A 20678-nucleotide genomic window follows, 5' to 3' on the forward strand; every position below is an offset into this window, starting at 1 on the left:
GACGGCGCCGACCTGGGGTTTTGCTCGTCTGAAGGGTCAGAGCGGGCGGATGTTGGCAGCCTGCGGGCCCTTCTGGCCCTGGGTCACCTCGAACTCGACCCGCTGGTTCTCGTCCAGGCTCCGGTAACCGTTGCTCTGGATCGCGGAGAAGTGGGCGAAGACGTCAGCGCCGCCGTCCTCCGGGGTGATGAACCCGTAGCCCTTGTCCGCGTTGAACCACTTCACAACGCCTGTAACCATGATCGTGTCCTCCACGGTCGATCGCCCTCGCAGCTCCAAGTTAGCGAGGACGAAGGTAATAAGACCCACACCTCGTGAGTCTCGTGCTGTCGTACTGATCGCCCGCACCGGAAGACCGGGTTACGACAAAGAGCACCTGGGGCAGAATCCCCACAGGCGCTCCTAGGTACTTGGGAACCAAACTGACAACGGGGCGAGCGTAACACGGTGAAGGGAGCCGTCCGATGATCGGCGTGCAGATGGCACAGCAGCTCAAAGAGGCCGGCCTGGAGTGGAAACCGGGCCCCGGCGACCGGTTCACCATCCCCGATCGAGACCTCGACGACGAGGTGTTCGTGCTCAGCGACATGACCATCGAGGTGCACCAGGTGCCCGAGGGACGGGTGATCGGATTCAACGGCACCACCGAGTGGGCCTTGGACGACGTGGAGCTCGAAGAAACGGTCTGGCTCCCGCGCGAGGACCAGTTGCGCGATCTGCTCGGCGGGACGTTCCGGAGCCTTCACCGTACGGACGACGGCTATTCGGTCCGGACCACCGAGGTGTTCACCGGGCCCTCCGCCGAGGAGGCCTACGCCGCCGCGCTGCTAGGCCTGCTCGGGGAGGTCTTCGAGTAGCGCCGCCAGCTCGGCCGGCTCCATCAGGTCGGCCGGGCGGACCGTGGCGCCCTCCCGGACGTAGTGGAAGCCGGCCCGCACATGAGTCACCGGCACGCCGGCCAGCGAGGCCCAGGCGATCCGGTACGCGGACAGCTGCACGGCCGAGGCGGCCGCCTCGGCCGGTCCCGGGCGGCGGCCGGTCTTCCAGTCGATCACGTCGAACCGGCCGCCCGGGTCGGCGAACACCGCGTCCATCCGGCCCCGCACGACCACACCGGCGACCGTGGTGGCGAACGGCACCTCGACCTCGACCGGCGTCCGGTTGGCCCACTCGCCGGCCAGGAACGCGTCCTGCAGGGCGGTCAGCTCCTCGTCACCGGCCGCGTCGTCGTCGGCCGCGCCGGGCAGCTCGTCCCAGTCGATCAGCCGGATCGAACCGAACCGCTGCTCCAGCCAGGCGTGGAAGGCGGTGCCGCGGCGGGCGTACGGGGTGGGCCGCTGCGGCAGCGGGCGGCGCAACGAGCGGGCCAGCTGCTCCGGGTCGCGGCGCAGCACCACGAGCTGGGACACCGACAGGTGCGGGGGCACGGCGACAGGCAACGGGCCGTCCTGCCGGGCCCGCTCACTCTGCTCGGCCAGCAGCATGGTGGCCTCGGTGCGCCAACGCTCGATCGCGCTGTCGGCTTTTTCGGGAGTTCCCCCGTCTTTGTCGGGAATTCCCACGATGTCGGCCGCCAGCCCCGCGCGCTCGGCGATCGACGGGTCGGCCTCGGCCAGCTCGGCGAAGGCGGTGGCCGCGTCCGCCTCCGGGTTGGTGATCATCCGGCGGATCAGGTCGGCCGCCGCCTGCATCGCCGGGCGGCGCAGGCCCAGCGGGTCGGCCGGCCACTCCGCCGACGGCACCAGCTCGGCGCTGGGATTGGTCGCGTCCGGCGCCGGCTCCGGCGTCCACACGTCGACCACCCCGGCGCCGGCCAGGCAGCTCTCCCGGATCTCGTCGAGGAACACCGACGGGCCGCGCGGCTTCTTCACGCCGTCGCCCCACCAGTAGGCCGAGCACAGCAGCAGCCGGCGGGGACGGGTCACCGCCACGTACGCCAGCCGTCGTTCCTCCCGCTCGTCGTGCTCGCGCCAATCCGCCGCGAAGGCGCCCAGCGCGGTCGCGGCGCCACGCTGGTCGACCGCCTCGGACAGGTCCAGCCGCGGCAGCCCGTCCGAGTCGCCGCGCAGCGGGAACGGCAGCACGCCGATGCCCATCAGGTAGTGGTCCGAGCTGCGGACCAGGCCCGGCCACATGCCCTTGCCCAGGCCGGCCACCGCGACCACGTCCCACTCCAGGCCCTTGGCGGCGTGCGCGGTCAGGATCTGCACCGCGCCCTCGACCACGTCGACCTGGCCCGGCTCCAGGCCGCGTTCCTCCTCCTCGGCCGCGGCCAGGAAGGCCAGGAAGCCGGCCAGGGTGCCGCCGTCGGAGTCGCCCGCGTAGCGCGCCGCCACGTCGCCGAGCGTGTCCAGGTGACCGCGGGCCAGCCCGGCGTCGCCCGCCTGCCAGCCGCGGACCGCCACCTCGACGTCCAGGCCGATCGTCCGCTCGATGTCCGCGACCAGGTCGGGCAAGGGCTGGTCGAGGCGCTTGCGCAGTTCGGCCATTTCCCTCGCGTACGCCCGCAGCCGCGCGTAGCCCTCGGCCGAGTAGACCTGCGCCGCCCCCAGATCGGCCATCGCCTCGACCAGGGTGGCGTCGTCCAGCCGATCGCCGACGATCTCGTCCTCCTCCTTCGCGGTGGCCGCCGCCCGGGCCGCGGCCAGCGACCGGGCGCGGCGGTGCAGCGCCACCAGGTCACGCGGTCCGATCCGCCAGCGGGCGCCGGTCAGCAGGCGCAGCAGCGACGCGCCGTCGGCCGGATCGGCCAGGACCCGCAGCGTGCACACGACGTCGCGTACCTCGGGGGTGTCCAGCAGACCGCCCAGGCCGACCACCTCGACCGGCAGGCCCCGCGCCCGCAACGCCTCCTCCAGCACCGCGATCTGGCTGCGCACCCGCACCAGCACCGCGCTGGTCGGCCGCATCTCCACCGGGATCTCGGCGGCCGGAGCGTCCCGCCGACCGGCGGCGATCCGCCACGCGGTCAGCATCGAGTCGGCGATCCACTCGGCCTCGTCCACGTACGTCGGCAGCAGCGCACACGTCACCGTCCGTCCGCCCACGCCATCGGCGGTCCGCTGCGCCGGAACCAGCTCGGCCACCCGGGCGCCGGCCGCGCGCAACGGCTCGGACAACGCGTTGGCCACGTCCAGGATCTCCGGCCGGTTCCGCCACGACTTGCTCAGCGTCAGCACCCGGGCGTCCCGGCCGTCCGTGCGCGCGAACTCGCCCGGGAACCGGTCGAGGGTGCCCGCCGAGGCGCCCCGCCAGCCGTAGATCGACTGGCACGGGTCGCCCACCGCGGTCACCGGGTGGCCGCCGCCGAACAGCGCGTTCAGCATCACCACCTGGGCGTGGCTGGTGTCCTGGTACTCGTCCAGCAGCACCACCCGGAAGCGGCCGCGCTCGATCTCGCCGACCTCCGGATGGTCTCGGGCCACCCGCGCCGCCCGGGCCATCTGATCGCCGAAATCCATCGCCTCCAGGTCGAGTTTGCGCTGGTCGTAGCGCCGGACCAGGGGCAGCAGGGTGAGCCGGTTGAGCTGCCGCTGGAGCATGTCGGTGACGTCCTTGTAGACCCGGCCCGGCAGCGACCGCACCTCACCGATGAACCGGCCGGTCCACGCGGCCAGCTCGTCCGGGCCGATCAGGTGCTCGGCCATCTCGCCGGCCAGCGCCAGCACATCGTCGGTCACCGTGCCCGGGGCGCGGTTCAGGCCGGTCATCTCGCCCGTGTACGAGCGGACCAGCGAATCCACGATCTGCCAGCGGGCCGCCTCGGTCAGCAGCCGGGCCGACGGCTCGAAGCCCGCGCGCAGGCCGTGCTCGGTGACGACCCGGGCGGCGTACGAGTGGTAGGTGGCGACGGTGGCCTCACCGGCCAGGGCGTCGTCGCGGCCCAGGCGGCGCACGAGCTGACCCAGCCGGGTCCGGATGCGGTGCGCCAGCTCGCCGGCCGCCTTCCGGGTGAAGGTCAGGCCGAGGATCTGATCCGGGTGGACGTACCCGTTGGCGACCAGCCAGACCACCCGCGACGCCATCGTCTCGGTCTTGCCCGAGCCCGCGCCGGCGACCACCAGGATCGGCTCCACCGGGGCCGAGATGATCTCGGTCTGCTCCGACGTCGGCGCGTGCAGGCGCAACAGGCGGGCCAGTTCGAGCGGCGTGTAGCGGGGTCCGGCGTCGGCCTGGCGTCGCGGGCGGGGCGGCCCCTCGGTGAACAGGGACGGTTGGGTCAAGGTTCTACTACCTGTCTGCCCCGCCCCGAGATGGGGCAGCTGGTCTGGACCGGACACACCCGGCACCGGTTGTTGGCCACCGCGGAGAAGGTGGACGCGGCCATCGTGTCGGCGGTGCGGCGGACCATCGCGTACGCCCACTCCGGATCGTCCGCCTCGGCCAGCGGCACCTGCATCTGCTCGCGCGCGTCCTTGCTCGGCCCGAGCTGCACCAGCGCGGCGCCGCCACTCTCCCGGCTCTCGTGCACCCCGTCGAACGCCCCCGCGTCCACGGCCGCCTGATAGCCCGCCAGCTGGGCGTGCCCCGCCACGTCGGAGGCGGTGACCGCGGTCGACTTACCGGTCTTCAGGTCGATCACCACGAGCCGCCCGTGCTCGTCCACCTCGAGCCGGTCGACCCGCCCGGTCAGCTGGACCGGCCGCTCCGGGTCATCCAGCCGCACGGTGAACTCATGCTCGATGGCCAGCAGCCGCCGCGGATTCTTGGCCAGCCAGCGCAGCAGCTTGTCCACCATGCCCTGGGCCCGTTCCTGCTCCGGCCCCGCCAGCCACCGGGCGGCCAGCTCGATCGCGTCGAACCGCGCCGACACATACTCGACCAGCCGCTCCCGATCGACGTTGGCGTCCTCAGCCAGCATGGCCGCCGCGTGCACCAGGTTGCCGACCCCCTGAGCCGGGCCCGGCGGCGCCGCGCCACCATGCCGTTCCAGCAGCCAGCGCAGGCTGCACCGCAACGCCGACTCCATGGACGACGGTGTGACCTTGACCGGCTCGCCCGGGTCGACCAGCGGCCGGTCGTCGGACAGGCCCTTGAGGCCCCACCACTCGTCCGGATGCGCGCCCGGCACTCCGGCCCGCGCCAGCTTGGCGAGCTGCTCGGCCGCGGCGCGGCGCCGGCTCGGCGCCTGGTCCTTGGCGACCACGACGGTACGCAACTCAGCCACCAATGCCGCCAGCGTAAGCGCCCGTGGCGCCTGGCCCGCCCCGACCTCGACCGCTCTTTGTTCTGAGCCCTCGTCGTGCTCGTCGTGCTCGTCGCCGGAAAGATCCGCCGCGCGCGCACCGCCACCTCCCCCACCCTTCCACTGGGTGGGCGCCAACGTAGCCGTCGACTCCGACGATTTCGTCGGTTGTCCACAGGCCGCGGCGGGTGAGAACCCGGACACGGTGTCGTCGGTCACGGCGTCGTCGCCGGTGTCGGCCGGTGTCGGGTCGCCGGCTGCGTCGGGTCCTCGGTCGTCGGGGTCTTTTGCGTGGGGGTCTTCTGCCTGGGGGTCTTTTGCGTCGGGGCCCCGGTCGTCGGGATCCGGGGTGTCGGGGCCTCCGTCTTCGGGGGCCGGGGGTTCGGGTGGGCCGGGGTCGTCCGGGTCGATCGGTGGTGGGGTGGTGTCGTCCGGGGGCGGGGCCTCGGGGCGGCCGGCCAGTTCGGTGAGGAAGCGGGACGGTTGTTCCTCGCCGTCGGCGTTGCCGACGCTGGAGGAGGCGACCGCGGTCACGACCAGCTTGCGGCGGGCGCGGGTGGCGGCCACGTAGAAGAGGCGGCGTTCCTCGTCGAGGAGGGCCGAGGTCTGGCCGACCACGGCCTCGGCGCCCGAGGCGGCGCGGCCGGCCAGGTAGTCGACCAGACGTTCGGAGCCGAGCAGACTGCCGCGGAGACGCAGGTCGGGCCAGATGCCCTCCTGGACGCCGGCCAGGACCACGACGTCCCACTCCAGGCCCTTGGCGGCGTGGGCGGTCAGCAGGCGGACCGCGTCGCCACGGTCGGCGCTGGGGGCGATCGAGTCGGCCGGCAGGTCCTGGGCGAGCACGTGGTCGAGGAACACCTCGGCGCGGGCGCCGGGGAGCCGGTCGACGAAACGGGCCGCGGCGTCGAACAGCACCACCATCGCGTCGAGGTCGCGGTCGGCGGCTTCGGCCCGCCACTGCCGGGCCCGGCCGCCGTCCGCCGCCGGGTCGATCGCGGTGATGCGGGTGCTCAGGCCGTACCAGCGGTCGGCCAGGCCGCTGGCCCGCCAGACCGTCCACAGCACCTGCTCGGCCGAGGCGCCCGGTTCGGCGGCGGCTTCCCGCGCCACCTCCAGCAGGCGCGAGACCCGCTGGGCGGGCGCGGCCCAGCGGCGTTCCACCATGTCCAGGCCGGCCGGGTCGCGGACGGCGTCGAGCAGCAGCTCACCGGAGGGTCGCCGGTCCCCCGCGGCCAGCGCCAGCGCGCGCAGCCCCTGGCGGAGCCGCCGCTCGGCCAGCGGATCGGCCCCACCCAGCGGCGAGTGCAACAGGGCGACCGCCGCCTCTTCGTCAAGGAGCGCCGGGTCGAGCGCACAGCGCAGAAGCAGCAGGAACGGCGCCACCGCGGGTTGCAGATGAAGCGGCAGATCCTCGGCGTGGGTGACGGTCGGCACCCCCGAGGCCGTCAACCCCCGCTGCAACGAAGCCAGCTGCAACGAGGTCGATCTCATCAGGACGGCCATCCGCGACCAGGGCACCCCATGGATGAGGTGCGCCTCACGCAGAACATGCGCGATGTACCCGGTCTCGCTGCTGGGCGACCGGAACGTCCGCACTTCCGCCGCCGCACCCGACGTCGCGCCACCCGCCGCGTCGGACGCTCCCTGGGCGATCGACGCGCCACCCTCGCCACCAGCAGTTGCCACGCTCGGGCCGCTCGGACTCGCCGCAGTCTGATCACCAGCGTCACCTGCGTCCGCCCCGGTCTCAGGGCCGGGCGTCGCGGAGGGAGGCGTGGCCGCAGAGGCATCGCTGGGTGCAGAAGAAGAGGTGACGGCCGAGGGAAAGAGATCGTCGGTCGCTGGTGAGGTGCTTTGGCCCGGAATGCGAGCAGGCGCCGTGGCACCGCCTTGCAACGACGAGGCCGCACCGGCTCCAGGCGAGGCCGCGCCGGGTGGGGCGGCTTCGGGCGAGGTGGCGGGGGGTGGGGTGTGGAGGTGGCGGTGGCGTTGGGGGCCGCGCATGTGGGTGGTGACGTTGGTGGTGGCGGTCAGGAGGGGGGTGGTTGCGCGGTAGCTGGTGTGCAGGGTCAGGGTCTCGGCCAGGGCGCCTGACGGCGTACGGAAAAGGTGGGGGAAAGACTGCACCACGGCGGGGTCGGCGCCTCGGAAGCCGTAGATCGACGAGTCGGGGTCGGCGAACGCGACCAGGGGCACGCCGCCGCCGGCGACCAGGGACAGCAGCTCGATCTGGGCGGGGTCGGTGTCGGCCAGCTCGTCGACGTAGACATAGGAGAGGCGGCGGCGTTCGGCCTCGAGCAGGGACGGGTCGTCGGTGAGCAGGCCGGACGCGGCGCGCACCAGCTCGGCGGGGTCGTAGGCGGTCGAGCCCCTGGTGGTGACGTCGCGCAGGGCCAGCACGGCGACGTATTCGCGGATGAAGCGGGCCGCGGCGGGCCAGTCGTCGCGGCCCAGGCGCTCGCCCAGGCGGGCCAGGTCGACGGGGGCGACGCCGCGTTCGGCCGCGCGTTGCATCAGGTCGCGGAACTGCTGGGCGAAGGCCCGGGTGGGCAGGGCGGGGCGGAGGCCGTCGGGCCAGCCGTACGGGTCGGGTTCCTCGCCGACGACGGCCAGCAGCTCGCGGATGATCAGGTCTTGTTCGGGGCCGGTGAGCAGGCGCGGGGACGGTTCGCCGCGTTCGGCGGCAGAGCGGCGGAGCAGGCCGAAGGCGTACGCGTGAAAGGTTCTGACCAGTGGTTCGTGCACGATGCGTCGCTCGTCGCCGGCGGTGCGCGCCTCGATGCGGTCGCGCAGGGACGCCGCGCCCCGGCGGCCGAAGGTGAGGACCAGGATGCGTTCGGGGTCGACGCCGGAGGCGATCCGCGCGGCGACCGCCTCGACCAGCGTGGTCGTCTTGCCGGTGCCGGGGCCGCCGAGGACGAGCAGCGGGCCGTCGGTGTGGCCGATCACGTATTGCTGGAGCGGGTCGGCGCGCAGCACGGGAACCGCGGCGGGCGGCCGGCGCACCAGACGAAACGCCGGGCGACGGGCCGCCGGGGAAGTCGCCTGGGTACTCACGGCGTCAATGAGACCACGCGGGTACGACAGCCCTGCTCACTGCCCGGGGATCGGCTCGTCGTCGTCGCTGGAGATCGGCATCGGCGCCTGGTGGGTGACGGTCGGGCGCGGGGCGGCGGGCGGCGCCGGCGTGTTGTCGATCGGCTTCTCGACCGGCCGCGGTTTGGGCCGCGCGACCGTCCTGACCGGTCGCGGGGCCGGTGCGTTCTCGGCGGGTGCGACCGGCTGCTCGGCGACCTGGACCGGCACGTCGTCCTGGGTGACCGGCGCGTTCGAGGTCGGCGCCGGAGTGCCGGCGACGACCGGCTCGAGCCCGGGTTCGACCAGTTCGGCGTTGGTCTGTGGCGGCTGGGCGGGCGCGGCCGGCGCCTCGTGCTCGACCGCGTTGTGCGGCGACATGATGGCCGACGTGGCCGGCGCGCCGATCCCGGCGGCGACCAGGACGGCGCCGATGAGGAGTACGCGCTTCTGGGTCACGCCGGGCACCACCGATCCAAGGAGGTAGTTGAATCACAGTGGACCGTAGTGCCGTCGATGGGGGGTGTCCCTCGCCCGTTAGGTCAGGTCGACCGGCCGACCGACCGATGCCCGGCTGCGTACGGTCATCGGCACCCGCACCACGGCCGGCTCCGCCTCGGGGCTGAGCAGCAGCTCCACCGCCTGCCACCCCATCTGGTAATGCGGCAGCGCGATGCTGGTCAACTGTGGCCGGAGCCACGCGGCCAGGTCGGAGTCATCAAAAGAGAGCACCGACACGTCATCCGGAACGGTGAGCCCGGCCTCGCCCAGGGCCTGGTAGGCGCCCAGCGCGATGCGGTCGTTGAGGCAGATCAGCACCCGGGGCCGCAGCCCGCCGGTCAGTGCCGCGTGAACCGCCTCGTAGGCCGGCTCGGGCCACCAGTCGCAGTCGATCGTCCCGGCCAGCCGGGCCTTCGCCTGCCCGAGCCCCTCGCGGAGGCCGGCGACCCGTTCCCGGCCGGCGAAGACCTGCTCGGCGAGGCGGCCGACGAGGTGGATGCCGTCGCGGTGGCCGGCCTCGACGATCACCTGCGCGGCGCTCCAGCCGGCGGCGACCTCGTCGGGGATGACCGTGTGCTGCGCGGGGGTGGCCGCCCGGGTCAGGCAGTTGAGCAGCGCGACCTTGCGGCCACGCAGCAGTTTGGGCAGCCGGACGTAGCGGGTGGACATGCTCGCGTACACGAAGGCGTCGACCTGGCGGTCGAGCAGGTCGGAGATCAGCTTCTCCTCCATCACCGGGTCGCCCTCGGTCTCGCCGATGAAGAGCAGATGGCCGTGGGCGACGGCGGCGGCGAGGCTGCCGTGGATGGCGCGGCCGGCGTACGGGTCGGAGGCGATCGTGTCCGAGACCAGCGCGATCGTCTTGGTGACCTTGGTGCGCAGGCTGCGCGCCATCAGGTTGGGGCGGTAGTCGAGTTCCTGGGCGGCGCGCAGCACGCGTTGCCGGGCGTCCTCGGAGATCCGCATGTCGACGTGCCGTCCGGCCAGGACGAACGAGGCGGTACTCCGGGACACACCGGCTCGCTGGGCGACCTGGATCAGAGTCGGCCGTTGGGGCGGCATGGACGCAGTGTTCCACGTTCCGGGCGTTTCAATCAGGGGTGATCGAGGGCCGCTTCGATGCTGTCGAAGGCGGCCGGGACGGAGCCGGCGACCGTGACCATGGTCAGGGCCTCGCGACGGATGAAGGCGTCGTCGGTGAGGCCGGCCAGCCACCCGAAGAGGCCGGTGTAGAAACCGTCCGGGTCGAGCACGACGATCGGCTTGGTGTGCAGGGCCAGGGTGGCCGTGGTCCAGACCTCGAACAGCTCGTCGAGGGTGCCGAGCCCGCCGGGCAGCGTGAGGAACGCGTCGGACTGCTCGAGCATCAGGTCTTTCCGGGCCGACATGCCCTCGGTGACGATCATCTCGTCCGAGTCCATGTCGGCGACCTCCCAGTCGACCAGGACCTGCGGCATGATCCCCAAGGTGTACGCGCCACCCGCGCGGGCGCCGGCCGCGACCGTGCCCATCATGCCGACCTTGCCGCCGCCGGAGACCAGGGTGTGACCGCGGGCGGCGAGTTCCTTGCCGGTTTCGGTGGCGAGGTCGAGCCAGCGCTGGTCGACGCGGGTCGATGAGGCGCAGAAAACGCAGATCCGGGCCACTCAGTCTTCCTCCAGAACCGCGGAGTTCGAGGAGAAGATCGGGGCCGCGTCGACGATGATCTGCACGGCCTCGTCCACGTCGTCGGTGACCTGGATCAGGTCGAGGTCGGCCGCGCTGATCTTGCCGTCGTCGAGCACCGTGCGCTTCACCCAGTCGAGCAGGCCACCCCAGTAGGCCGAGCCCATCAGGATCACCGGGAACCGGGTCACCTTCTTGGTCTGCACCAGGGTGATGGCCTCGAACAGCTCGTCCAGGGTGCCGAAGCCGCCGGGCAGGACGACGAAGGCCTGCGCGTACTTGACGAACATGGTCTTGCGTACGAAGAAGTAGCGGAAGTCGATCCCGATGTCGACCCAGTCGTTGAGGCCCTGCTCGAACGGCAGTTCGATGCCCAGGCCGACGGACATCCCGCCGGCCTCGGTGGCGCCGCGGTTGGTCGCCTCCATCACGCCGGGGCCGCCGCCGGTGATCACCGCGTAGCCCGCCTCGGCGAGCGCCGCGCCCAGGTCGGCGGCCAGCTCGCACTCGGGGCTGTCGGGTTTGCTGCGGGCCGAGCCGAAGACGCTGACCGCGGGCGGCAGGTCGGCGAGCGTGTCGAACCCCTCGACGAACTCGGACAGGATGCGCAGCGCGCGCCAGGCGTCCTTCGTCTTCCACTCACCGCGGTGATGGGAGTCGAGCAGTTTCTCGTCGGCGGTGCTCGGCGGTATCGATTCGCGCCGCAGAGTGACCGCGCCGCGATGACGCTCCGGTGCCGTTCGGGGTCGCCCGTTGGTGCTGTCAGTCATGGCACCAACGGTAGTGCGAGGGTGCATGACCCGGTGAATAAGTAGACGTGTTTCGGTAAGAGGATTGCGGCGCCGATACCTTTTTGCCAGATTGGGGAAACTAAAACCCACGGCCGGCCGGCAGAGGAGCCACCGTGACGACGCGATACGAACGCATCAAGGAACAGCGCCGCATGCAACGGCGCATCCGGTTGGTGGTGGAGGAACGCCGCATGGCGATGTCCACGCCACGCACCGACCTGGAGAGCGAGAGGACGATCGAGATCCGCCCGCGCGCCATCGGTCGCGTGAAGCTGCCCATCGTCTAGGACCCGTCCGCCCGGCCGGACCGGCCGGGCCGGTCCTAGTCCGTGGCCGCCAGCCAGCGGTGGAGCGTGGCCGCGCCGTCGCGGATCTTCCCGATCTCGACGTGCTCGTCCGGCGCGTGCGCGAGCAGCGGGTCGCCCGGACCGTAGTTGAGGGCCGGGATGCCCAGCGCCGCGAATCGGGCCACATCGGTCCAGCCCAGCTTGGCCTCGGGCTGTTCGCCGACCGCGGTGAGGAACTCCCGGGCCGGCGCGGCGCTCAGCCCGGGCATCGCCCCGGCGGCCGAGTCGGTGAGCTCCACGTCGAATCCGTCGAACACCTCGTGCACGTGTTCGAGCGCCTGCTTCTCGGTCCGGTCGGGCGCGAACCGCAGATTGACCTCGATCTCGCAGGCGTCGGGCACCACGTTCCCGGCCACGCCGCCGGCGATCCGGACCGCGTTGAGCCCCTCACGGTACGTACACCCATCGATGGTGACCGTGCGCGGACGGTAATCGGTGAGGCGCTGCAGAACGGCACCCATCGCGTGGATCGCGTTGACTCCCCGCCACGCCCGCGCGGTGTGCGCCCGCCGGCCGGTGGTGCGGACCAGCGCGCGCAGGGTGCCCTGGCAGCCGGCCTCGACGATGCCGTAGGTCGGCTCGAGCAGCAGCGCGAAGTCGGCCCGCAGCCAGTCGGGCCGGGCCTCGGCGACCAGCCGGAGCCCGTTGAACCGCGAGTCGATCTCTTCGGCCTCGTAGAAGAGGTAGGTCAGGTCGTAGCGCGGGTCGGGCAGCGTGGCGGCCAGGTGGAGGGCCAGCGCGACGCCCGACTTCATGTCCGAGGCGCCGCAGCCGAAGATCAGGTCGTCCTGCACGGTGGACGGGAAGTTGTCGTTGATCGGCACCGTGTCGAGATGGCCGGCGAGCACCACCCGCTGTTCACGTCCCAGGTCGGTGCGGGCCATCACGGTGTGGCCGAGCCGGTCCACGCTGAGATGCGGCGACTGCCGGAGCACCTCCTCGACGCAGTCCGCGATCTCTTTCTCCTCGCGGGACACGGACTGGAGGTCGACCAGGGCGCGGGTCAGCACCACCGGGTCGACCAGGACGTCCTGGGTAAGCGGGTTGGCCATGGGCCGCACGATACCGGCCGTGGATGAACCGCTCTCGTGATGACCGGTAGGGTCGGTTTCGTGACTCCCGAGATCTCGACCTCGCCCGCCTGGGGCATCGGCCTGGCCACCGTGACCGAGGGTCAGGTGCTCGACACCTGGTTCCCGGCCGGCTCGCTGGGCCTGGGCGACGCGCCCGCCGACGCCGAGACCGCGCTGCCTCCGGGCCTGACCGGTCCGGGCCCGCTGGTCGGGCTCGAGACGGTCGCCGTGCAGGTGGTGATCGGTTCTCTGGCCGACCCGATCAAGGACGCCTCGGACGCGTACCTGCGCCTGCACCTGCTGTCGCATCGCCTGGTGCGGCCCAACGAGCTGAACCTGGACGGCATCTTCGCCCACCTGGCCAACGTGGCCTGGACCTCGGCCGGCCCGTGCCCGCCGGCCCGGGTGGACGAGTTGCGGGTGATCGAGCGGGCGGCCGGGCGCCACCTGACCGTGTTCGGGGTGGACAAGTTCCCGCGGATGACCGACTACGTGATCCCGGCCGGCGTGCGGATCGCCGACGCCGACCGGGTCCGGCTGGGCGCCCACCTGGCCACCGGCACCACGGTCATGCAGGAGGGCTTCGTCAACTTCAACGCCGGCACGCTGGGCGCGTCGATGGTCGAGGGCCGGATCGTGCAGGGCGTCGTGGTCGGCGACGGCTCGGACATCGGCGGCGGCAGCTCGATCCTGGGCACGCTGTCCGGCGGCGGCAAGGACAAGCTGGTGATCGGCGAGCGCAGCCTGCTCGGCGCGAACGCCGGCGTGGGCATCTCGCTGGGTGACGACTGCGTGGTCGAGGCCGGGACGTACATCACGCCGGGGTCGAAGATCACCCTGCCCGACGGCCGGGTGGTCAAGGCCCGCGAGCTGGCCGGGGTCGACAACCTGCTGTTCTGGCGCAACTCGGTGACCGGCGCGCTCGAGGCCCGCCCCCGCAAGGGAACCGGCATCGTGCTGAACTCAGCCCTGCACGCCAACGACTAACGTCACGGCGATCGCGGCCATCACGACCGCGATGAGGCCGTCGAGCACCCGCCAGGCGGCCGGGCGCGCCAAGATCGGGGCGAGCTTGCGGGCGCCCACGCCGAGCGCGGTGAACCAGGTCAGACTCGCGGCGGCGGCGCCGATCCCGAAGAGCCAGCGGTGGTCGTGCTGCTGGGCCACCGAGCCCAGCAGCAAGACCGTGTCCAGGTAGACATGCGGGTTCAGGTAGGTGAAGGCGAGGCAGGCCAGCAGCGTCGCGCGCAGGGTGGCCGGGGCCTGGTCGGCCAGGTTGAGCGCGACCGGGCGCCAGGCGCGGCGGGCGGCGAGGATCGCGTACGCGAACAGGAAGATCGCCCCGGCCCAGCGCGCGACGCTCACCGCGGCGGGGTGGGCGGTGATCAGCGCGCCGAGGCCACCGATGCCGGCCAGGATCAGGGCCAGGTCGGAAAGAGCGCAGGTCAGAACCACCGGGAGTACATGTTCCCGGCGCAGGCCCTGGCGCAGGACGAAGGCGTTCTGCGCGCCGATGGCGACGATCAGGGCGACGGCGGCGACGAACCCGGCGAGGGCGGAACTGAGCACGTACCCGAAGCTACGGTCTCGCCTGCCGTAAGGACAGCTAAGGTTTCTTACCGGCCATTAGCATTGCTTACGTGGATGCGATGCAGCTGGCGACCTTCCAGGCCGTGATCGAGGCGGGCAGCTTCGACGCCGCCGCGCGGGCGATGCACGTCAGCCCGTCCGCGGTCAGCCAGCGGATCAAGGCCTTGGAGCAGGACGTCGGTCAGGTGCTGGTGCGCCGGGCCAAGCCGTGCGAGCCGACCGAGGCCGGGCGGGCGCTGGTCCGCTTCGCCGGTCAGGTCGGCCTGCTCGAGCGGGAGGCCCTGGCCGCGGCGCGCGGCGGGCTGGCCGGCTCCCGCGTACGCGTCTCGGTGGTGGTGAACGCCGACTCGCTGCACACCTGGTTCATGCCGGCGCTGGCCCGGCTTCCCCACCTCGTCTTCGACCTGCATCAGGACGACCAGGAGTACACCGCCGACCTGCTGCGCGCCGGCACCGTGATGGCCGCGGTGACCTCCCAGCACGTGGCCGTGCAGGGCTGCCGGGTCGAGCGGCTGGGCGCGATGCGCTATCTCGCGGTGGCCGCGCCGTCGCTGGACTTCCAGGGCTTCGCGACCACACCGGTGATCCTGCTCAACCGCAAGGACGAGCTGCAGCACCGGTTCATGGGTCCCGGTGTTGATCCGCCGGTGCACTACGTCCCCGCGGCGGCCTCGTTCGTCGACGCGGTCCGCCTGGGCCTGGGCTGGGCCTTGGTGCCGGAACAGATCGCCCGCGCCGACAGCCGCCTCGTCGAGCTCACCCCGGGCAAGCACCTGGACGTGCCCCTCTACTGGCAGCGCTGGCGGATAGAGTCCGACGTCCTGACCGACCTCACGGCGGCGGTCAAGGAGGTGGCCGCGACCGCACTGCGGAGTTGACCCTCGACCTGGTCGAGGCGGCAGCGTGATCGGGGTGGAGAGGGACATGCGCGGGATCGGCGAGATGGCCCGGGTCAGTGGGCTGACCGTCAGCGCGCTGCGATTCTACGACAGCGCCGGGGTGCTGGTGCCGGCCGAGGTCGACCCGTTCACCGGCTATCGGCGCTACGCCGACGAGCAGGTGCGGGCGGCGCGGCTGGTGGCCAGCCTGCGGCGGGTGGGCATGCCGATCACGGAGATCACGGCCGCGGTACGCGCGCTGCCCGACGCCGCGGCGGTCACCGCGCTGATCGACCGGCATCTGGGCCGGCTGGAGGACGGTCTGCTCGACGCCCGCCGGGAACTCTCCCACGCCCGCGCCCTGCTGAACCTGGAGGTTCCGATGACCACTGTGACCCTGCCGGCCGACAAGTTCGCCCGGCTCGTCGACGCCGTCCGCTTCGCCGTCGGCCCGGCCGACGCCGGACTGCTCGGCGGCATCCTCGTCGAGGCCGGCGAGGGAACGCTGACCCTGGTCGCCACCGACCGCTTCCGGCTGGCCGTCGCCACCGCGACCGCCGAGGTCAAGGGGCCACCGGCCCGGGCCGTGGTGCCGGCCTCGGCCCTTCACCACGACGTCGGGACGGTGACCCTCGAACCGGGCCGGGTCACGGTCGACGGGGTCGAGGTCACGCCGATCGAAGGCGACTACCCGGACTTCCGGCGGCTGGTCCGCTCGCCCAGCGGCCCGGCGGTCACGGTCGAGGTGGCCGAGCTGCGTGCGGCGGTCGAGGCCCAGCCGGTGGTGATGCGGGAATACGAAGGATCCCCGTACCCCCTGGTGATCTTGAATGTCGGCGACCGGGTCGAGCTCGCCACCGTGGCGGACTGGGCCGCCGATGTGGACGGGCACGTGGCGGTGAACCGGGACTTCCTGCTCCAGGCGCTGGACGCGGGCGGGGCCGGACAGCTCCGGCTGGAACTCGACGGGCCGATCCACCCCCTGGCCGTCCGGGTGCCCGAAGGTGATCAGTTTTCGCTATTGATGCCGGTTCGACACTGACAGACTGGTGCGGTGGACGACGAGATCACGCTGCGACGTGCCCACTGCACCGACTCCTTCCACGGGAATGGCCTGCAGCGCCCCGCCGACCTGCTGAGGTCCATCCCGCCGGACACGATCGAGGATGTGTACGGCGACGGCGGCGCGGTCACCGACCTGGAACACCACGTCGCCGGCCTGCTCGGCAAGCCCGCCGCCGTCTTCCTGCCCAGCGGCACCATGGCCCAACCGGCGATGCTGCGGGTGCACGCCGACCGGCGCACCACCCGGACCGTGGTCTGGCACCCGTACTGCCACGTCCAGGAGCACGAGAACGGCGCGTACGCCCGGCTGCACCAACTGGTCGGCCGGCCGGCCGGCGCCCGTGAGAAGGTGCTCACCTCGGGTGACCTGAACGGGGTGGCCGAGCCGGTCGCCGCCCTGGTCCTCGAGCTGCCCCAGCGTGACCTCGGCGGCCAGCTGCCGGCCTGGGACGAGCTGGTCGCGCAGACCGCCTGGGCCCAGAACCGCGGCGCGGCGGCCCACCTGGACGGCGCCCGGCTGTGGGAGGCGAGCGCCGGGTACGGCCGGCCGGCGGCCGAGATCGCGGCGCTCTTCGACACCGTGTACGTCTCGTTCTACAAGGGCGTCGGCGCGCTGTCCGGGTGCTGCCTCGCCGGCCGTGAGCAGGACATGGCCGAGGTGCGCGAATGGCGGCACCGGCTCGGCGGCACGCTCTACGGGCTGTGGCCGGCCGCCGCCTCCGCCCTGAACCTGCTGCCCGGGGCGCTGGCCGAGATGCCGGCCCGGATGGAACACGCGCGGGCCATCGCGGCGGCGCTGGCCGAGGCGCCGACCGTGCGCGTGGTGCCCGACCCGCCCCACACGCCGATGATGCACCTGCTGCTGGACACCACCTTGGAGGCGTACACCGCGCGGGCCAAGCAGCTCGCCGACGAGCAGCGCTTCTGGGTGTGGCCGCGGGCCGAGCCAACCGGCGACCCGGACGTGATCCGCACCGAACTGTCGGTGGGCAGCGCGACGCTGCGGCACAAGCCGTCGTTCATCGCCGAGACCCTGGCCTGGCTGACCAGCTCGTAGGCTTTCCGCCGTGGACTTCGAGCAGCAGGTCGCGGCACACCGATCAGAGCTGCTCGCGCACTGCTACCGGATGCTCGGGTCGGTGCACGACGCCGAGGACGCGTTGCAGGACTCGCTGGTCCGGGCGTGGAAGAGCCTGGACAGCTTCGACGGGCGCGGGCCGATCCGGCCGTGGCTCTACCGGATCGCCACCAACCGGTGCCTGACCATGCTGGCGAAGCGGTCGCGGCGGGAGCTGCCGGCCGACCTCAGCCCCGGCGCGCCGCTGGCCGAGGTGGCGTGGCTCACGCCGTACCCCACTGATCTTCTTGATCCGGCGGCCACGGCCGAGCAGCGTGAGGGCGTCGAGCTGGCCTTCGTCGCGGCGCTGCACCATCTGTCGCCGGTGCAGCGCGCCGTGCTGGTGCTGCGTGAGGTGCTCGGGTTCTCCGCGGCCGAGGTCGCGTCGCAGCTCGACACCACGGTCGCGGCGGTCAACAGCGGGCTCCAGCGCGCCCGGCACACGCTCGACGCACGCCGGCCCGCGGTCAGCCAGCAGATCGCCTTGCAAGATCCCAAGACCAAAGACCTTGCCGATCGGTACGCGGCCGCGTGGGAAGCCGCCGACGTCGAGGCGATCGTCGGGCTGCTCGCCGCGGACGCGACCTACTCGATGCCGCCGCTGCCGGAGTTCTACCGCGGTCCGGACGCCATCCGGGCGTGGTTGCTGTCGTCACCGATGCGAAATCGGTGGCGATTTCTTCCGGCGCGGGCGAACGGGCAGCTCGCGCACGGCACCTATTGGTGGCAGGACGGCGAATGGGTGTGGATCTCGGTGGACGTGCTGCGGTTCTCGGGCTCATCCATCGTCGAGGTGGTTTCCTTCCTCGGCGCGGATCCCGTGTCCTTCGGACTGCCGCTCAAGGGCGCCTGGCCGCCACCAGGAAGCGATGGGCCGTTGCCTTGAACTGGCCGGTCGTGCGGATCAGCGCGTCGATCCGGCGCAGGTGGCGGTCGTACCGTTGGGTGGAGAAGTCACGCACCTGCCACGGCACGGCGCGGAGCTGGTAGACGATCGCGCCGACGTCGTGGAAGGCCACATCGGGGCGCTCCTCGCGGACATCGGTCACCTCGAGCCCGGCCGACTCCAGCGCCGCGACCGCCACCTCGGCCGTCCAGCGCTTCGAATACGGCGCCGGCGCGCCCAGCGCGGCGTTCAGCTCGGCCAGGTCGTCGCTGCCCACCTGCTGGGTGAGGACCGTGCCACCCGGGGCCAGCAGCCGGGCGATGTCGTCGGCCGGGAGCCGGCCGTGCCGGCTGAGCACCACATCGAACTCGTTCTCGCCGCCCGGCAGCTCGGTGAGCACCGAGACGCCGAACGGGGTCAGCCGGTCGCGGGCCACCGGCGTGTTCGGCGCCCAGGTCTCCACCGCGACCGTGTGTCGAGGCAGCGGCGCCAGCTCGGCGAGCAGCTCACCGCCGCCGGTGTCGAGGTCGAGCAGGCTGCTCGCCCGCCTGACCAGCGGACGAGCCAGAGCGGGGAACGACCAGGACGGGTCGAAGCCGACCGCACGGCCGTCCTGCCAGCCGAACTCCCAGCCCACCAGGGGTACGCCGTCGGCCTCGCCGATCAGCTCGTCATACTCGGGAATCGTCTGCACCGTATGACGGTATCCAGACGTCGGTCGAGATTAGGCCGCAGTTGTGCGTGTTCCCAGGCACGCTCTGGTTACGCCGCGATAACGGCGCCGTCAAGTCCTCGATCAACAATCGACGGTCTTGAAGGTCAGGCTGCGCTTCTCGCCCTCCACCTCGAGCGTGGGATCGCCCGCCGGGCAGTCGACCTTCGCCTCGAACCGACCGCGCGCGTCGCTCTCGGCCACCTCGACGATCTCGCCGTCCAGGATCACGTCGATCTGGTCGTCGGCCGCGAAGCCGGCGCCGCGCACGGTCAGCACGCCGTGCGAGCGCATCCAGCAGCCGGCCCAGCCGAGCCGGATCTCGGCCTGCGCCTTGGTGCCCTTGTTGCCGGTGAGCTTCACCGGAAGGTAGCCGGACGGCACCGCCTTGATCTCGTTCTCCTGCTCGTAGGCGCCGGCCGCGTCCGCCTGGAAGCTGTCGTAGGCCAGGCCGCCCACGGTCAGATCGATCATCTCGTACGGCTTGAAGCCCTTGCCGCTGACCGTGAAGTCGTTGACGCCGCTGCACGGGGCGACCCTGGGCAGGACCGTGGACGGGGTGACCGTGACCTTCCCGGGCGCCTTCGCCGCCTGGTCGGCGGCCCGGGCGGCCTTCGCCTTCGCCCCCGTGTTGGCGGCCTGGGCGGCCGCTTGCGGCAGCGCGAGGATCGGCAGGACGAGAGCCAGGCTGAGCAGCAGCTTTTTCACGCCCCGAAAGCTAGTGGGCTTTCCTTGATCACGTGCCGGCTTCGCCCCTTTTACTCCCCCTGGCTGAAGCCGCTCACCTGCAACGGGACCGTGAACGTGGCCCCACGGCAGGCGGCCGGCTCGCCCAGGGCCAGGGCCAGGCCCGCCGGGATGGTGAACGCGCCGATCGTGTTGCGCGGCACGTCCCACTCGACGTCGAAGATGTCCCGGGTCATCGTGACCTTCGGGTCCTTGCAACCGGCGTCCCGATGCTCGTCGTCGGCCACCGCGCCGCCCGGGGCCGGCCTCACGTTGGTGATCCGGATCGGGAAGTCGTAGTCGTTGGTCAGCGTGACGGTCAGATTCCCGGTCTCACCCGCACCCAGCGGCCGGTTGAAGTCGGACCGCCCCCGCAGCCTCAGCTCCACACCGACCCGCGCCCCGGTGTCCGAGCCGGTGATCCTCCAGTACGCCCAGGCCACCCCCGCGTTCACCACGATGGCGACCACTGCCGCCGCGGTGAGGATCGACCGCGTACGGCCGTCGAACCTGCGCATTCCCGACCGTCCCGAATTCGGCTGCCTGACTTCCCACGTGGGCTCGTCCAGTTCCGGCACCACCGCCATGTCATTGCTCTGGTGGACGGTCGTCGTGGTCGCAGGCCGGCTGCTGACATTTCGCATACGGCGAGTTCCTCCTGCGTTCCGGTTCCGATTTTCCTGAGACGACGCCGCCCGGCGAGGGATGTGCACCAGCGGCAGACTCCAGATTCCCTGATGGGGCCCGCTTTGTTGATCGGGATTACGTCCGCAGTAGGCCGCACAATCGCAGTCGTCGCGAACTGACCGGCCTAACCCCAACGGGGGAGGATCCCGAACATGAAACCGGCGGCGCCGCCCACGACAGACCGTTTCCGCAGGCCAGGCACGCTGCGGAAAGGCCTTGCCTAGCACTTTGGGCGGTCCCGCTCAAACTGCCAGGTGGCTCTTTATCGGCCGCACTTGCATGCGCACCTGCCGGTCTACGGATGATGCCCGCGAGCCGGGATGAATGGAATCAGGCGAGTGTTCGGGGGTCTTTGAGCTTTGAACGGTTATGGCTAC

General features: G+C 72.0%; 19 protein-coding genes. 7 read left to right on the forward strand and 12 right to left on the reverse strand.

Annotated elements, in window-relative coordinates; genetic code table 11:
• Window positions 1–36: 36 nt before the first annotated feature.
• The gene (locus AB0M54_RS01835) at window positions 37–240 is read right to left on the reverse strand and encodes a cold-shock protein (protein ID WP_364314386.1); all 204 of its coding nucleotides are present in this window, start codon (window positions 238–240) and stop codon (window positions 37–39) included.
• A gap of 224 nt (window positions 241–464) precedes the next feature.
• Between AB0M54_RS01835 and AB0M54_RS01840 the strand changes: the two genes are divergently transcribed.
• Window positions 465–857 (forward strand): pilus assembly protein CpaE, encoded by a 393-nt coding sequence (locus AB0M54_RS01840; protein WP_364314384.1) that lies wholly within the window; start codon window positions 465–467, stop codon window positions 855–857.
• Here AB0M54_RS01840 and AB0M54_RS01845 read toward each other — a convergent pair.
• From AB0M54_RS01845 to AB0M54_RS01870, 6 genes are all read right to left on the reverse strand, one after another.
• Window positions 828–4223 carry an ATP-dependent DNA helicase gene (locus AB0M54_RS01845; RefSeq protein ID WP_364468604.1) on the reverse strand — a complete coding sequence of 1132 codons (3396 nt, stop codon included), beginning with the start codon at window positions 4221–4223 and terminating at the stop codon, window positions 828–830. The two genes, AB0M54_RS01840 and AB0M54_RS01845, sit on opposite strands and share 30 nt — an antisense overlap.
• Window positions 4220–8194, reverse strand: coding sequence for an ATP-dependent DNA helicase (locus AB0M54_RS01850; protein WP_364469172.1), 3975 nt, complete (start codon window positions 8192–8194; stop codon window positions 4220–4222). Before AB0M54_RS01850 ends, AB0M54_RS01845 begins: the two co-directional genes overlap by 4 nt.
• 87 nt (window positions 8195–8281) lie before the next feature.
• Window positions 8282–8722 carry a hypothetical protein gene (locus tag AB0M54_RS01855; protein ID WP_364468606.1) on the reverse strand — a complete coding sequence of 147 codons (441 nt, stop codon included), beginning with the start codon at window positions 8720–8722 and terminating at the stop codon, window positions 8282–8284.
• Window positions 8723–8800: 78 nt separating this feature from the next.
• A complete protein-coding gene (locus AB0M54_RS01860) occupies window positions 8801–9826 on the reverse strand; it encodes a LacI family DNA-binding transcriptional regulator (protein ID WP_364314377.1) in 1026 nt (341 codons plus the stop codon).
• A gap of 32 nt (window positions 9827–9858) precedes the next feature.
• Window positions 9859–10410: a TIGR00730 family Rossman fold protein gene (locus AB0M54_RS01865; protein WP_364468608.1), complete on the reverse strand. Its 552-nt coding sequence runs from the start codon at window positions 10408–10410 to the stop codon at window positions 9859–9861.
• Complete coding sequence (locus AB0M54_RS01870; RefSeq protein ID WP_364468610.1) at window positions 10411–11199, reverse strand: TIGR00730 family Rossman fold protein; 789 nt, start codon at window positions 11197–11199, stop codon at window positions 10411–10413.
• A gap of 134 nt (window positions 11200–11333) precedes the next feature.
• Between AB0M54_RS01870 and AB0M54_RS01875 the strand changes: the two genes are divergently transcribed.
• Complete coding sequence (locus tag AB0M54_RS01875) at window positions 11334–11507, forward strand: hypothetical protein (protein ID WP_364314372.1); 174 nt, start codon at window positions 11334–11336, stop codon at window positions 11505–11507.
• Between the two features lie 35 nt (window positions 11508–11542).
• On the opposite strand, the gene dapE is transcribed toward AB0M54_RS01875, so the two are convergent.
• Window positions 11543–12619 (reverse strand): succinyl-diaminopimelate desuccinylase, encoded by a 1077-nt coding sequence (gene dapE / locus AB0M54_RS01880; protein ID WP_364468612.1) that lies wholly within the window; start codon window positions 12617–12619, stop codon window positions 11543–11545.
• Between the two features lie 39 nt (window positions 12620–12658).
• On the opposite strand from dapE, the gene dapD reads away from it, so the two are divergent.
• Entirely contained in the window at window positions 12659–13627 is a 969-nt protein-coding gene (dapD, locus tag AB0M54_RS01885) for a 2,3,4,5-tetrahydropyridine-2,6-dicarboxylate N-succinyltransferase (protein ID WP_364468614.1), read from the forward strand.
• Here the strand turns inward: dapD and AB0M54_RS01890 are convergent.
• Window positions 13604–14209, reverse strand: a complete 606-nt coding sequence (locus tag AB0M54_RS01890; RefSeq protein WP_364314364.1) for a LysE/ArgO family amino acid transporter — start codon at window positions 14207–14209, stop codon at window positions 13604–13606. The genes dapD and AB0M54_RS01890 overlap by 24 nt on opposite strands.
• Before the next feature lie 80 nt (window positions 14210–14289).
• Between AB0M54_RS01890 and AB0M54_RS01895 the strand changes: the two genes are divergently transcribed.
• From AB0M54_RS01895 to AB0M54_RS01910, 4 genes are read left to right on the forward strand one after another with little or no spacing between them, the layout of a single operon-like run.
• A complete protein-coding gene (locus AB0M54_RS01895; protein ID WP_364469174.1) occupies window positions 14290–15108 on the forward strand; it encodes a LysR family transcriptional regulator ArgP in 819 nt (272 codons plus the stop codon).
• Between the two features lie 46 nt (window positions 15109–15154).
• Window positions 15155–16150, forward strand: a complete 996-nt coding sequence (locus tag AB0M54_RS01900) for a MerR family transcriptional regulator (protein ID WP_364468616.1) — start codon at window positions 15155–15157, stop codon at window positions 16148–16150.
• Window positions 16151–16162: 12 nt separating this feature from the next.
• Window positions 16163–17230 carry a beta-eliminating lyase-related protein gene (locus AB0M54_RS01905; RefSeq protein ID WP_364468618.1) on the forward strand — a complete coding sequence of 356 codons (1068 nt, stop codon included), beginning with the start codon at window positions 16163–16165 and terminating at the stop codon, window positions 17228–17230.
• A 10-nt stretch (window positions 17231–17240) separates the two neighbouring features.
• On the forward strand, window positions 17241–18176 hold the full coding sequence (locus tag AB0M54_RS01910) for an RNA polymerase subunit sigma-70 (protein ID WP_364314357.1): 936 nt from the start codon (window positions 17241–17243) through the stop codon (window positions 18174–18176).
• On the opposite strand, the gene AB0M54_RS01915 is transcribed toward AB0M54_RS01910, so the two are convergent.
• The 3 genes from AB0M54_RS01915 to AB0M54_RS01925 all read right to left on the reverse strand — a co-directional run bounded on the left by AB0M54_RS01915 (window position 18130) and on the right by AB0M54_RS01925 (window position 20132).
• Window positions 18130–18870 (reverse strand): methyltransferase, encoded by a 741-nt coding sequence (locus tag AB0M54_RS01915; protein WP_364314354.1) that lies wholly within the window; start codon window positions 18868–18870, stop codon window positions 18130–18132. The two genes, AB0M54_RS01910 and AB0M54_RS01915, sit on opposite strands and share 47 nt — an antisense overlap.
• Window positions 18871–18972: 102 nt before the next feature.
• Window positions 18973–19596: a hypothetical protein gene (locus AB0M54_RS01920; RefSeq protein WP_364468620.1), complete on the reverse strand. Its 624-nt coding sequence runs from the start codon at window positions 19594–19596 to the stop codon at window positions 18973–18975.
• 50 nt (window positions 19597–19646) lie between these two features.
• A complete protein-coding gene (locus AB0M54_RS01925) occupies window positions 19647–20132 on the reverse strand; it encodes a hypothetical protein (protein ID WP_364468622.1) in 486 nt (161 codons plus the stop codon).
• Between the last annotated feature and the right edge of the window lie 546 nt (window positions 20133–20678).

Source organism: Actinoplanes sp. NPDC051470 (assembly GCF_040682035.1).
Taxonomy (GTDB): domain Bacteria; phylum Actinomycetota; class Actinomycetes; order Mycobacteriales; family Micromonosporaceae; genus Actinoplanes.

Excerpts from the sequence above, each read along its gene's own strand:
- AB0M54_RS01835 (WP_364314386.1), bottom strand. The coding sequence starts at position 240 with ATGGTTACAGGCGTTGTGAAGTGGTTCAACGCGGACAAGGGCTACGGG.
- AB0M54_RS01840 (WP_364314384.1), top strand. The coding sequence starts at position 465 with ATGATCGGCGTGCAGATGGCACAGCAGCTCAAAGAGGCCGGCCTGGAG.
- AB0M54_RS01860 (WP_364314377.1), bottom strand. The coding sequence starts at position 9,826 with ATGCCGCCCCAACGGCCGACTCTGATCCAGGTCGCCCAGCGAGCCGGT.
- AB0M54_RS01870 (WP_364468610.1), bottom strand. The coding sequence starts at position 11,199 with ATGACTGACAGCACCAACGGGCGACCCCGAACGGCACCGGAGCGTCAT.
- dapE (WP_364468612.1), bottom strand. The coding sequence starts at position 12,619 with ATGGCCAACCCGCTTACCCAGGACGTCCTGGTCGACCCGGTGGTGCTG.
- dapD (WP_364468614.1), top strand. The coding sequence starts at position 12,659 with ATGACCGGTAGGGTCGGTTTCGTGACTCCCGAGATCTCGACCTCGCCC.
- AB0M54_RS01895 (WP_364469174.1), top strand. The coding sequence starts at position 14,290 with ATGCAGCTGGCGACCTTCCAGGCCGTGATCGAGGCGGGCAGCTTCGAC.
- AB0M54_RS01900 (WP_364468616.1), top strand. The coding sequence starts at position 15,155 with ATGCGCGGGATCGGCGAGATGGCCCGGGTCAGTGGGCTGACCGTCAGC.
- AB0M54_RS01925 (WP_364468622.1), bottom strand. The coding sequence starts at position 20,132 with ATGCGCAGGTTCGACGGCCGTACGCGGTCGATCCTCACCGCGGCGGCA.